This window comes from Bacillus sp. FSL W8-0770 (assembly GCF_038008705.1).
GTDB lineage: Bacteria > Bacillota > Bacilli > Bacillales > Bacillaceae_G > Bacillus_A > Bacillus_A cereus.
On sequence record NZ_JBBOZR010000001.1, the window covers coordinates 3,741,861 to 3,755,156 of the forward strand.

Sequence of the window (13,296 nt, forward strand, 5' to 3'; positions counted from 1 at the left end):
TTATTTATACCATACAACTCAATATATGGAACAACAATCGCAACTTTACTATTTATAAGAAAAATATTCAACGTCTTTATACGTTTCCCTTTTTTAACCCTATATTTTTCTTATTTTTATTTAGCATTCAATTAAGAATATCGCAGTAAACTATGAATAACTGCTTATCTTGAAATAATTCTATTTCGAGTGTAAAGTTTACCGCCAAGTATAAGTCTACACTAAGATGTACTCATAGAAAAGTGAAACTTGTACCAATACTAGTATGAATCTAAGAATTTTTACATATTTTTCATCAAATGAACCATTCTTCTAAATTCGTATACATATAATAGAACATTCGTTTCGTTTTTTCTGCTATGAGCAACGAAAACTACCATTCTATTCTTTTTTTTCTTCCGCACCTAATTCTTTCGTATATGCACCTACTTCTAAGTCAATTAATACCTTCTTACCTGGCTCAATTGTTTTTAAAATAAGTGGATAGGCTTCCATACGTTTTGCGAAATTTTGAATCGTAGTGCTCACTTCATAACCTTCATTCATATATAAAGTAAGATGATCTTCATTCGCATTCGTTGGTGAATAGCGAATCTCCGAAATAGATTTTAAAATAGCTGGTGTTAATTTTTCTAGTTCAGCGATTAACTCCTTCATTTTCTCTTCTTTAAAAGGTTCGAAAATCGGTGCTGCAACAGGAAGTTTTCCATTAGGTAGTACATCAAGCGTTTTTCCATTTTCTAATAACGGTTGTAATTTTCCCTCTTTATTTATATAACCAATCGTTAAATATTCTTCGATATGAATATCAATCTTGTTTGGAAAACGTTTTTTTACATTTACTGCTTTAATTTCTTTTCGCTTCGTTAAGTTTTCTTCAGCTTTATGTGCTGTCACTCGGAAATAACTTGTATCATATGTCACGCCTGAATCCTTCATTACTTGCTCATCCGTCATATAGTGATTTCCAAACACACTAATCTTTTTTATATTACTAAGCGGAGACCGAAAATAAATTAAAAAGAGCACTAATAAAAATAAAATTGATATGTATAAAATCAATCGATGATTAACATTTTTTTTGTTTTTTTTCTTTTGATTTTTCAATTTTGGTACACGATCTTGTAGTTTAATCACTTTACTATTATTCATGTACGATCCCCCTATGTAACATAAAGAACGGCATGTTCCTCATGCCGTTCTTATCTTCTTATTATAACATAAATGATAATGAGCGGAACGAATAACCGTTATCTTCCAATGATTTCTACTTCTGTGTGCATATCTACATCAAATTTATCCTTAATTGTATGTTTTATTAATTCAATTAAAGACAATACATCTTGCGCTGAAGCTCCCCCGGTATTAACAATAAAATTGCCATGCATTTCAGAAATTTGAGCTCCACCAATCCTATAACCACGAAGCCCTGCTTTTTCTACTAAATCTCCTGCAAAATGTGGGATTGGATTCCGAAATATACTTCCTGCACACGGATGATTCCATGGTTGCGTTTCACGGCGGTAGTCTTTATTATTTTGCATGCTACGTACAATTTCTTCACGTTTTCCCGCCTGTAATTGAAACTCCGCCTCTAAAACAATACCAGGACGTTTCGTTTGCAATACAGATGACCGATAAGAAAACTCCAGTTCTTTATTCGTTAACCAGTCAATTGTACCGTCTTCAAACAGAATGAGAGCCTTCGATAATACACTCGATATATCCGATTTATGTGCACCTGCATTCATATATACTGCACCACCGACACTTCCTGGAATACCGCTCGCAAACTCCAATCCAGCTAACCCTTGACGACTAAGTAAAGTTGACAATTTAATAAGAGGATATCCACTACCAACTCTTACCTTATGTTTTTCGACCTCTAAGTGATCTAATCCTTCTCCTAAACGAATAACAACACCTTCTATGCCTTGATCAGATACAAGAAGGTTTGAACCCCGACCAATTACAGTCCACTTCGTTTTGTATTGCTTTACTAACTGTAATGTTTTTTCAATACCGGCTACATGCTTTGGCACAATTAAAATATCCGCTGGTCCACCTATTTTCATAGTTGTATAACGTGCTAACGGCTCGTTAACTAAAACACGACCAACGTCTGCTTCTATAAGCTCATTTACTAATTGTTCCATAGACAATCTCCCCCATATTAAGTCTCCTTATGACAATAATATGCAGGGCGTTCACCTAACGTTATCCCTCTATTTACGGGCAGTACAGCTCCTAAATCAAAATTCGGCGATAACAAAGAAATTAGGCGGAATCAGGATGTCAGTAAACATCCGATTAGTGAAAGATAATAATCAACGAGAGAGAATCACTCCCCACTGATTAAAGCCTCACTTTATTTTTTTACAAGCTTATTCATTACTTCATACAGCTTATTTGCTGCATCTGGAATACCTAGTTGCTTAGCCGCTAGCTTCATATTTTGTAATGTTTGTGCATTCAATAAAATCTCATCAATATCACGAATAAGCGTTTCAGCTGTTAAATCTTTTTCAAGTAACATTTTTGCCGCTCCTTTATCAACAACTGAACGTGCATTCTTTTCCTGATGATTATTTGTTACATACGGACTCGGTATTAACACACTTGGTTTTCCTAACGCTGTTAATTCTGCAAGTGTTGTTGCCCCAGCCCTTGAAACAACAAGGTCTACACCAGTTAGTACCTCTGGCATATTATGAATGAACGGCTTAATAATAACATTGCTTGGGTTCCCTTTTTGCTTCACGGCTTCCATCACTTTATCATAATGTACTTCACCCGTTACATATAGTATTTCGTAGCTTTTGTTCCCAAACTGTTCAATTGCTTCAACGAAGGCATCGTTAATCGGTCTAGCCCCACGACTTCCACCAAATATAAGTACAGACTTTTTAGGAAGAGAAAGCCCAACTGAACGTTTCCCCTTCATTCCATTTTGATCCATTACCTCTGATGCTCGTGGATTACCTGTCATTACCACTTTTGACTCTGGAAAATGCTCTATAGCTGCTTCAAAACAAACAGCAACTTTATCAACATAACGGCTTAAAAACTTGTTCGTTACACCTGGTACACTATTTTGTTCATGTACAATAGTTGGAATACCTAATTTGGCTGCAGCGTATACAACTGGTCCACATACATATCCACCCGTTCCAATTACGATATCCGGATTAAAACGACGAATGTATCGTTTACTATCCTGTACACCTTTTAGAAAACGCATTACTGTTTTCACATTATCTAATGATATTTTTCGTTTAAATCCACTTATAACAATAGATTGAAATGGTATACCTGCTTTTGGAACGATTGTACTCTCTAGTCCATTTTCCGTACCAATATATAAAAATCTCGCTTCTGGATTTAACTTTTTTATTTCTCTAATTAAAGCAAGAGCTGGATAAATATGACCACCAGTACCCCCACCACTCACTAATACACGCACTACTAACTCCTCCGCTTCTCTTTTCTTATTTCCATTATACTTATTTCTATATACATATTGCATTTTTACACACATACGAAAAACCCTGTCTTATAAACAGGGTTTAGTAGCGAGAATGGCGACTTATATTTAATAATACACCTACTGCCATTAACATTAATGTCAAACTTGATCCACCATAACTTAAAAACGGCAAGGTAATACCCGTAACAGGCATCAGTCCTGTTACAACACCAACATTAATCATTACTTGAATCGCAATCATCGCCACAATACCTACTGCTAAAAACGTACCATATAAATCTGGCGCTCCTAATGCGATACGAATCCCGCGCCATAATAATAGACTAAATAATAATAACACAAATGAACCACCAATAAAACCTAATTCCTCGGATAAGATCGCAAATATAAAGTCAGTTTGTGGTTCAGGTAAATAAAGAAATTTTTGTCTACTTTGTCCAAGTCCAAGCCCAAATAATCCACCAGGTCCAATTGCAAGTAATGATTGGATAATTTGAAATCCACTCCCGAGCGGATCTGACCACGGATCTAAATATGATGTAATGCGTTTCATTCGATACGGTGCTGATGCAATTAACCCTACAAATCCTGCTACACCAATCAAACCAAACATTGCAAAGTGAAAGACCCTCGCTCCCGAAATGAATATCATAATGATACATGTCCCAACCATTACCGTTCCTGTCCCAAGGTCTGGCTGTAACATAATCATCCCAAAAGCAAGAAACACAAAACTAAGGGCCGGTAATAAACCACGTTTAAAAGATGTAATCAATTTTTGCCGTTCTGCTAAAAACTTTGCCAAGAAAATAATCATCGCAAACTTCATAAATTCTGACGGTTGAATCGAAAATGCTCCGATTCCAATCCAACTTCGTGCTCCTCCTCGAACAAGACCTACTCCAGGAATAAGAACGAGAATAAGAAGAATGAAGCAAACTAGCAAAATCACTTTTGAATACGTACGCCACACCCAATAATCAATTTTCATAATAAAAAACATAGCTACTACACCAAGACCCGCAAACAGTAATTGTCTTTTTGCAAAAAAGAATGAGTCCCCCATTTTATAAGAGGCCCAAACTGCACTCGCACTATAAACCATAATCATTCCGATTGTCAACAATGAAAGTGTTACGATGATGAGAATAAAATCAGGCGTTTTCTTCATTACCCACAAACACCACCTCTTTAGGCAGAAACTTTTGCCCTATGTAACAAAACATCAGTAGGTGTTAGCCTACTGATGTTTTGATTTACTTTATATAAGTTTATGCACAGCTTGTATAAAAATGTCTCCTCTTTCTTCAAATGTTTTAAATTGATCCCAGCTTGCACACGCTGGAGAAAGAAGAACAACATCGCCATCTTTAGAATGAGCATAAGCCTTCACCACTGCTTCATCTAAAGTATCGACACTTTCAATTATATCTAATCCCGCTTTTTCTGCCGCTCTTACTAGTTTAGGAGCTGTTTGTCCAAATGTTACAATCGCTTTTACATTTTTGAAATACGGAATTAAATCATCGAATTCATTTCCGCGATCAAGCCCACCTGCTAGTAACACAATCGGTTGTGTAAACGCAGATAGTGCTTTCTCAGTCGCTAACATATTCGTTGCTTTTGAATCATTATAAAACTTACGGTTGTTAATCGTTGTTACATATTCTAAACGATGTTTTACACCCGTAAAACGTTTTAACACGACCGTAATTGCTTCATTAGAAGTACCTAATAATTTCGCAATACTCATCGCAGCTAAAATATTTTCTAAATTATGTTGACCAGGTAAAACGATATCGCTTACTTCAACAACTTTTTCACCTTTGAAATAAAGAGCGTTATCTTTTATACACGCGCCATCTTCAATTTCTTTCGTTGTCGAAAACAGGATTTTTTGACCTTTAGAATACGCAGACAAAGCCATCACATCTGCATCATCCGCATTTATTACACTATAATCATTTTCTGTTTGGTTTTTAAAAATATTTGCTTTCGCTAAACCATATTCTTTCTTCGTCCCATGATAATCTAAGTGGGCCTCAAATAAATTTAAAAACGCAGCAATTTTAGGTTGGAACAATTCTACTCCCATCAATTGAAATGATGAAAGTTCTGTAACTACAACTTCATTTTCTTTTGCATCCTGTGCTACTTCACACGCTACAGTGCCAATGTTCCCTGCAATTACAGGATGCTTTTGTCCTTCTTTTAGCATTTCAAATGTCAGCATTGTCGTCGTCGTTTTACCGTTAGACCCCGTAATCCCAACAAATGGTGCTTCTGAAATACGATATGCTAATTCAACTTCCGTAACAATCGGAATTTGCTTTTCTTTCGCAGCAACTAATATTGGATTAGAATACGGGATTCCTGGATTTTTTACTACAAGAGAAATATTTCTCTCTAATAATTCTAAAGGATGACCACCGCATACAACGTCCATTCCTTTTGCTTGTAATTCTGCAGCAAGTACATTCTCTGCTAAAGGCTTTCCGTCATTTACAATAACATTTGCCCCTAACTTTTGTAACAATGTAGCTGCTGCATAACCACTTTTTGCAATGCCTAATACAAGAATATTCTTATTTTGAAATTCAGTTACAGTTTTCAATTACACCCACACCCCGATATAAATTCCTAACACAGCTAATAAAAATCCTGCAGACCAAAACGTCACAACAACACGCCACTCTGACCAACCACATAATTCATAATGATGGTGTAATGGACTCATTTTAAAGACACGTTTTCCTGTTGTTTTAAATGAAATGACCTGAATGATAACCGATAAAGTTTCCATTACGAATACTCCGCCGATAATTACAAGTAGCAATTCTTGTTTTAATAAAATCGCTACAGCTGCAATGGCTCCACCTAAAGCTAATGAACCTGTATCTCCCATAAACACTTTTGCTGGATTCGCATTGAATACTAAAAATCCAAGTACAGCTCCTACAACTGCCATACAGAATATCGCCACTCCAAATTGCTCTTGTGCCACAGCAATAATACTAAATGCTCCAAATGCAATAGCAGCTGTTCCTGATAATAAACCATCTAAACCGTCAGTTAAGTTAACTGCATTTGATCCACCAATAAGCATAAATAGTACAAGTACGAAATACGCCCAACCTAATTCAAACTTAACATCCGTTCCCGGAATCATGATGTATGTGTGGAACGCTTGCCCTTTTCCAATTAAAAAGAATGCAATAGCAATAACAAGCTGACCTACTAATTTTTGTTTTGATGTTAAACCAAGATTTCTCTTCTTAACTACCTTTATGTAGTCATCTAAAAATCCAATCAAGCCGTAACCAAACGTCACTAATAGTAATAACGAAACCTCTGCACCTAAATAATTAAACTTAATGGCCATAATAAGTGAAGTTACCATCATAGATACGTATATGACGATACCACCCATTGTCGGTGTCCCTGATTTTTTTTGATGTGACTTTGGTCCCTCATCACGAATACTCTGTCCGAACTTTAATTTTCTTAAAAATGGAATAAACAATGGCGAAAGGGCAACAGAAATTAAGAATGCTACCCCAGCCGTTACTAATAAACCTTGCTCAAGCACATGTAGTCCTCCTCTCACGTTGTTACTCTTCGTTGCTTAAACGCCCTTTAATTGCTTCTTTAGCAACTTCACGATCATCAAAATGATGAACTTCTTTACCAATAATTTGATACGTTTCATGACCCTTACCAGCAATAATAATGATATCATCTGCTTTCGCTTTAGTGATTGCATGGTGTATCGCTTCTTTTCTATCAATAATCACTTCATAATTTTTCCCACTTGCACCATGTACCATATCATCTAAAATAGCCGCTGGATCTTCACTTCTTGGATTATCTGATGTGTAAATTGCATGAGTTGCATATTTTGTTGCAACACTTGCCATTATCGGTCTCTTCGTTCGGTCCCTATCGCCGCCACAACCAACGATACAATACACATCACCTTTTGCAAATTGTTTTGCAGTTTTTAATACATTTTCTAAACTATCCGGCGTATGTGCGTAATCAACAATAACTGTATAATTTTGTCCTCCATCAACAACTTCAAAACGCCCTGGAACCCCAGCTAGTTCTTTTATAACAGCAATGATTGTTTCTAATTTCACACCCGAAACAAGTCCTGCTGCTGTTGCTGCAAGTACGTTATATACATTAAATTTACCTATTAATTTCATCGTAACATTTACACTTTCATATGGTGTGACAAGCGTAAATGTAGTCCCGCCACTCGTCATAACGATATTTTTTGCCATAATGTCACTTGTTGTATCAATACCATATGTTACAACTGTTGCTGCAGTACTTCTCATATACTCTTCTGTTACATTATCATCGCTATTCAGCACAGCGTACTTTTCACGATTATGATTATAACTATTGCCAAGCTGTGCAAATAGTAACCCTTTTGCATGTTTATATTCTTCCATCGTTTTATGATAGTCTAAATGATCTTGTGTTAAATTCGTAAACACCGCTACATCGTAATCACATCCGTGTACACGACCAAGATCTAACGCATGTGACGAAACTTCCATTACCGTGCTGTCCACACCTTGTTCAACCATTTTTGAAAACGTCTGTTGAAGTGTTAGTGCATCTGGTGTTGTATTTTTCACCTCAAATGTTTCATCACCGATTTTCATATTAATCGTTCCAATTAGCCCTGTTTTATGACCATGTGCTCGCATAATCTCATCCATAATATGCGATGTTGTTGTCTTTCCATTTGTACCTGTAATTCCGATTAAATGTAACTTGTGTGTCGGTTGACCATAAAAATAATCAGCTAAAACCGCTAACGAACGAAAAGTATTTTTCACAAGTACAACTGGAACGTCAACATCAATTGGTCTTTCCGCAACAATAGCAGCCGCTCCTTGTGCCGCTGCTTGCTTAGCAAAATCATGGCTATCAACCGTATATCCTTTCATACATACAAATAAGCTTCCCTCTTTCACTTTACGTGAATCAGCTTCTATAGATGTGATTTCTGGATTTTCTTTTGGAACAACTGGAAAATCATGCAAACATGATACAAGTGTATGCAACTTCATTTCACTAAACCCTCTCTACATTGTTTATTTATCTTTTTTCAGTAAGCAACACATTACCTCCTATATAAGGAGGTAAGTGCTACTGACCTATTTATGAATGAGACACTTACTGTCTCAAATTAAGTAACTGTTCTATAAAGAACTCACTTCCACCAATTGTACCATAAAACGTACTATGTTACCTTTAATTCCCGAAGTAAATTCTAATTTTTGAGCCTTCTTTTACTTTAGCTCCCGCTTCTGGTGATTGTTTAATTACTTTCTCTCCATCTCCACTTATATCAAGCTTCAAATCGACGAGTTGTGTTTGTAAGTCTTTCTTTTTCATTCCAATTAAATTCGGAACTTCCACAGTTGGTGTATCGCCCCATTTATATTCTTTCTCAACTTGTTCTTTTCTCGGTTTCACTCCCATAACAGGAAGCGCATCTCGAAGGATATTCCCGACAATCGGAGCTGCTACCACTCCACCAAACTGTGTAACCCCTTTTGGATTATCAACAGCTACATACACAACAATCTCTGGATCATCCGCTGGAGCAAATCCGATAAAAGATACTATATAATTATTCTCTAAATATTTACCATCCTTCACCTTTTGAGCAGTACCCGTTTTTCCACCTACGCGATATCCATCAATATAAGCACCTTTACCAGAACCTTTCGCTACAACATTCTCTAATGCATAACGAACTTTTTCTGAAGTTTCCTTGGAAATAACTTTTCTTTTCTCAACAGGTGTCTTTTTACTAACAACTTGATTATTTTTCGGATCAATAAACTCCTTAGCTATATACGGCTGATACAATGTTCCACCATTTACAGCCGCCGCTACAGCTGCTACTTGTTGAATCGGCGTAACAGAAACTCCTTGGCCGAATGAAGTTGTTGCTTGCTCTACTGGACCAACTTTATCTAAATTAAATAAAATCCCACTGCCTTCACCTTGCAAGTCAATTCCAGTCTTCTGCCCAAAACCAAAATTACGAATGTATTTAAATAATCGGTCTTTACCAAGGCGATCACCAAGTTCAATAAATCCCGGGTTACATGAGTTTTGAACGACTTCTAAAAACGTTTGACTGCCATGACCTCCTGCTTTCCAGCATTTCAATCTAGCTCCACCTACTTCAGCTGCTCCATCATCATAAAACGTATCCTTCTCTAAGTCTACTAAATTTTCATTCAATGCTGCAGCTAATGTAATGATCTTAAATGTTGAACCAGGCTCATACGTACTCCATACAGGTAGATTTCTGTTATACACTTCTGGAGAGACACTTTGAAAATCCGCTGGGTCAAAACTCGGTCGACTAGACATCCCTAAAACTTCACCATTTTTAGGGTTCATTGCAATCGCAATCATACCGTCAGGATTATAAGTTGACTCCGCAATATTCATTTCTCTTTCCATAATCCTTGTAATACGCGCATCGATTGTTAATCCTAAATTTAAACCGGCTTCTGGCTTTTTGAAATCATCACCAACATTAGGCATCCTTTGTCCTTTCGCATCTGCAAAAAAACGCACATGACCTTTGTCCCCATTTAGCTCTTTATCATAATATTTTTCTAGTCCCATAAGACCTTGGTTATCGCTACCTGCAAAACCTAATACATGTGATAAAAAGTTTCCAAATGGATAGTACCGGATAGAATCCTCTGCGATATACACGCCCTTCAGACTTAATCCTCGTACTTCTTTCGCTTTGTCATGTGATATTTTCCTTCCGCCTTTATCTAACCTTACAATCGATTCTTTTTTTGTAATCCTTTTATAAATCTCATCTTTTTCCACACCTAATACTGCAGCTAACTTCTCTGCAGTCTCCGCTGGTTTTTCAATTTGCCTCGGTACAACAAAGACAGTTGGAGCACTTTTATTCGTGGCAAGTTCCACACCATTTCGGTCTAAAATTTTCCCACGTTCGGGTTCAAAAGTAATATTACGACTCCATGAATCTTTCGCACGATCCGTTAACATATTCCCAAGAAAAAATTGCACATATCCAAGACGAATATCGATAATCGTGAAAATAAGTATACCTGATATAAGTATAAAAATAAGTCGTTTTCTAACTGTTACATTTGATACACGCATATCGGAACAAGCCTCCCTTACGCCTAGCTTGTTCCAATATATGCTTGTACTTATTTAATTAGAACTTATTCTCTTTTACCATTACGGCTTTTCTGCTTCTTGCTGTGGTTCGAGTGGCGGTACGAGTGTGACACCTAATTCTGTACCAGGTTGTAATAATGTTCCTTCCGCCACACTTTGTTCTGTTACGTATCCTGTACCAGAAGGTTTCAAGTTAAGCTGTAATGTCTTCGCTAAATTCATAACATCACGCAGTGCCCATCCTTGTATATTTGGCATTGTAGGCTTATCTCCTACCAAGAAGACTCGGTCGCCTTTTAATGTTTGTTCAGTCGCTTTTGGTACTTGTTGCTGTACTTTCCCTTCACCTAGTACGATTGGACGAAGTTTTGCTTTATCAATCGCTTTCCCCGCTTCAGCCATCGTTTTACCATTTACATCCGGAACAGTAGTTTGTTGTTCTTTCAGATGTTTTTTCGGATCTTTCACTTCATTTGGCTTAATCTTTAAATACTCTAAACTATTTTTTGTTACATATTTAAAAATATCAGCTAACGGTTGTGCACCGTTCTCATCATCTTTTAATTTAGGCTGTTTAACAGCTACATACACAACAAGTTGTGGATCGTCCATTGGTGCCATACCTAAGAATGAGAATATATAATTCTGTCTCCCTGTCATATAGCCGCCTTTTCCATCCGGAATTTGCGCTGTACCTGTTTTACCACCAACTGAATATCCATCAATTTTATAAGCTGTCCCTGTACCTTTCGGAGATGTAACAACACGTTCTAATAATTGTCTTACTTGCGCTGCTGTTTCCTTTGTAACAGGTTTTCCTACTTCTTCTGGCTTATGTTCTAATTTTACTTTGTCTGTTATCGGATCTACAATTTTATCAATTGCATAAGGTTTCATCATTTTCCCATCATTTGCAATGGCCGTTGCAGCTTGTACAAGCTGAATTGGTGTTACAGTGGAACCTTGTCCAAAAGCTGTTGTCACTTGTTGTATTTGCTGATCAAATAAAATTGTATTCGATCCTTCACCTGATAAATCAATGTTCGTTTTTTCATCTAATCCAAAACTATGAATATATTTTCGGAAACGTTCTGGACCAAGTTTTTGATCTCCTAAAATTGCAAACGCTACGTTTGAAGAACGCTCTACCCCTTCATCAAACGTGATAGAGCCCCAACCAGCACCACCGTTATGATCTTTTATTTTCCTATTTCCGACTTGATATGTCCCGGACTGATAATAATCTTGGCCTTTGTACACACCTTCATTAATAGCTGCCGCTAACGTGAAAATTTTCATTGTTGATCCAGGTTCAAATGCATTGGCAATCGCGTCATTGAAGAAATATTTAATTTGACGATCATTAGGGTCATAACTAGGTTTAGTAGACATCGCTAATATTTTCCCAGTTTTCGGATCTGCAACAATCCCTATTAAACTTTCTGGCTCATATTGCTTACTTGCTGCTTTCATCGCGTCTTCTAAATAACTTTGGACACGTTGATCGATTGTTAAATAAGCGTTATCTCCATTTTTAGGTGCCTTTACATTAACTTTCCCCCCATCAAGGGACACACCTTTACGATCACCTGTATATGCTACTTCTCCGTTCGAGGCACTTAAGTATTTATCCAAGCTTTTCTCTATGCCAAATTGACCTACCGAGGTTCCATTCTCATTTGGTTTTGCATGACCTATAACGTAAGATGCAAAATCACCGTTTGGATACACCCTTGCATTTTCTGTAATAAAAGATATCCCCGGCAACTTCAACGCTTCTATTTGTTCCTTCTTTTCTTTCGTCAAATCCTTGCCTAACGTTCCAAATTCGACTTGACTTCTACCTTCCTTATTTAAAGAAGCTAAAATATCCTCTTCGCCTTTTCCAAGTACTCCTGCAATTTTCTTTGCAGTATCTTCTTTATTCTCAACTGAGTTAGCACCTTTTAGTGCAGCTACCATTTTGTAAGAGTTTGCGTCTTGCGCTAACACATGACCGTTTTGATCATAAATGGTTCCTCGGTTCGCTTCAAGAACTCCTTTTTTACTATGCTTTTGTTTAGCAAGTGCATCTAAATCCTGATTATGAACTGTTCCTGTTGATTGTATGTAAAAAAATCGGGCTAATAACAGCAAAAAGAGCAGGAGGAAAAATATCATAAAATAACCTGCTCCCTTATTGGTATGAAATTTAGTCATATTCTTCTTCATCGTTCCTTCACACCTATTGCCTTATTTGAGGCCTTTCACATTATTCGCATTAATTTCTAGCCCGTGTTTTTTTGCAACTTCAGCGATTCGTTCATAGCGACTTAACTTCTCTACTTCAGCTTGTAATTCTTGATTTTCTTTTTGCTGCTGTACAATTTTTTCTTCTATCGTCGCTGCTTCTACATTAACTTGATAAAGGCCTGCTTTATTTCCAATAAACGCGACACAGGCATACAATAAAAAGCCAATAAACGCTACATACAACAGTTTTTCGATTCTTGTAATTTTCGCTTTAACCTTCGGCTTAGCCATCTGCTGTGGGGGCGTTTGAATTTGCACCTCTTCTTGCGCTTGTTGTTTGTACTTTACAGCTAAATTAGTCATACCTC

10 protein-coding genes are annotated in these 13,296 nt (G+C 36.8%); all 10 read right to left on the reverse strand.

The features are described from left to right. Positions 1-381: 381 nt before the first annotated feature. Entirely contained in the window at positions 382-1,152 is a 771-nt protein-coding gene (divIB, locus tag NST27_RS19085) for a cell division protein DivIB (protein WP_001065789.1), read from the reverse strand. A 98-nt stretch (positions 1,153-1,250) separates the two neighbouring features. Further along, on the reverse strand, positions 1,251-2,156 hold the full coding sequence (gene murB, locus NST27_RS19090; RefSeq protein WP_000437025.1) for a UDP-N-acetylmuramate dehydrogenase: 906 nt from the start codon (positions 2,154-2,156) through the stop codon (positions 1,251-1,253). Positions 2,157-2,368: 212 nt separating this feature from the next. After that, entirely contained in the window at positions 2,369-3,463 is a 1,095-nt protein-coding gene (gene murG / locus NST27_RS19095; RefSeq protein WP_021728036.1) for an undecaprenyldiphospho-muramoylpentapeptide beta-N-acetylglucosaminyltransferase, read from the reverse strand. Between the two features lie 103 nt (positions 3,464-3,566). Continuing rightward, positions 3,567-4,658, reverse strand: coding sequence for a stage V sporulation protein E (gene spoVE, locus NST27_RS19100; RefSeq protein WP_000753520.1), 1,092 nt, complete (start codon positions 4,656-4,658; stop codon positions 3,567-3,569). 90 nt (positions 4,659-4,748) lie between these two features. Further along, positions 4,749-6,101 (reverse strand): UDP-N-acetylmuramoyl-L-alanine--D-glutamate ligase, encoded by a 1,353-nt coding sequence (murD, locus tag NST27_RS19105; RefSeq protein WP_000860116.1) that lies wholly within the window; start codon positions 6,099-6,101, stop codon positions 4,749-4,751. Continuing rightward, complete coding sequence (gene mraY, locus NST27_RS19110; RefSeq protein ID WP_000893061.1) at positions 6,102-7,076, reverse strand: phospho-N-acetylmuramoyl-pentapeptide-transferase; 975 nt, start codon at positions 7,074-7,076, stop codon at positions 6,102-6,104. It abuts the gene before it with no gap. A gap of 22 nt (positions 7,077-7,098) precedes the next feature. Further along, positions 7,099-8,574 carry a UDP-N-acetylmuramoyl-L-alanyl-D-glutamate--2,6-diaminopimelate ligase gene (gene murE, locus NST27_RS19115; protein ID WP_000766316.1) on the reverse strand — a complete coding sequence of 492 codons (1,476 nt, stop codon included), beginning with the start codon at positions 8,572-8,574 and terminating at the stop codon, positions 7,099-7,101. Between the two features lie 184 nt (positions 8,575-8,758). Further along, positions 8,759-10,675 (reverse strand): stage V sporulation protein D, encoded by a 1,917-nt coding sequence (locus tag NST27_RS19120; RefSeq protein ID WP_001266237.1) that lies wholly within the window; start codon positions 10,673-10,675, stop codon positions 8,759-8,761. An 81-nt stretch (positions 10,676-10,756) separates the two neighbouring features. Further along, a complete protein-coding gene (locus NST27_RS19125) occupies positions 10,757-12,907 on the reverse strand; it encodes a penicillin-binding protein (protein ID WP_000739958.1) in 2,151 nt (716 codons plus the stop codon). A 21-nt stretch (positions 12,908-12,928) separates the two neighbouring features. Next, positions 12,929-13,291 (reverse strand): cell division protein FtsL, encoded by a 363-nt coding sequence (gene ftsL, locus NST27_RS19130; protein WP_000182804.1) that lies wholly within the window; start codon positions 13,289-13,291, stop codon positions 12,929-12,931. Between the last annotated feature and the right edge of the window lie 5 nt (positions 13,292-13,296).

Bases quoted from the DNA above. Each gene is read 5' to 3' on its own strand.
- divIB (WP_001065789.1), bottom strand. From the start codon at position 1,152: ATGAATAATAGTAAAGTGATTAAACTACAAGATCGTGTACCAAAATTG.
- murB (WP_000437025.1), bottom strand. From the start codon at position 2,156: ATGGAACAATTAGTAAATGAGCTTATAGAAGCAGACGTTGGTCGTGTT.
- spoVE (WP_000753520.1), bottom strand. From the start codon at position 4,658: ATGAAGAAAACGCCTGATTTTATTCTCATCATCGTAACACTTTCATTG.
- murE (WP_000766316.1), bottom strand. From the start codon at position 8,574: ATGAAGTTGCATACACTTGTATCATGTTTGCATGATTTTCCAGTTGTT.
- NST27_RS19120 (WP_001266237.1), bottom strand. From the start codon at position 10,675: ATGCGTGTATCAAATGTAACAGTTAGAAAACGACTTATTTTTATACTT.
- NST27_RS19125 (WP_000739958.1), bottom strand. From the start codon at position 12,907: ATGAAGAAGAATATGACTAAATTTCATACCAATAAGGGAGCAGGTTAT.
- ftsL (WP_000182804.1), bottom strand. From the start codon at position 13,291: ATGACTAATTTAGCTGTAAAGTACAAACAACAAGCGCAAGAAGAGGTG.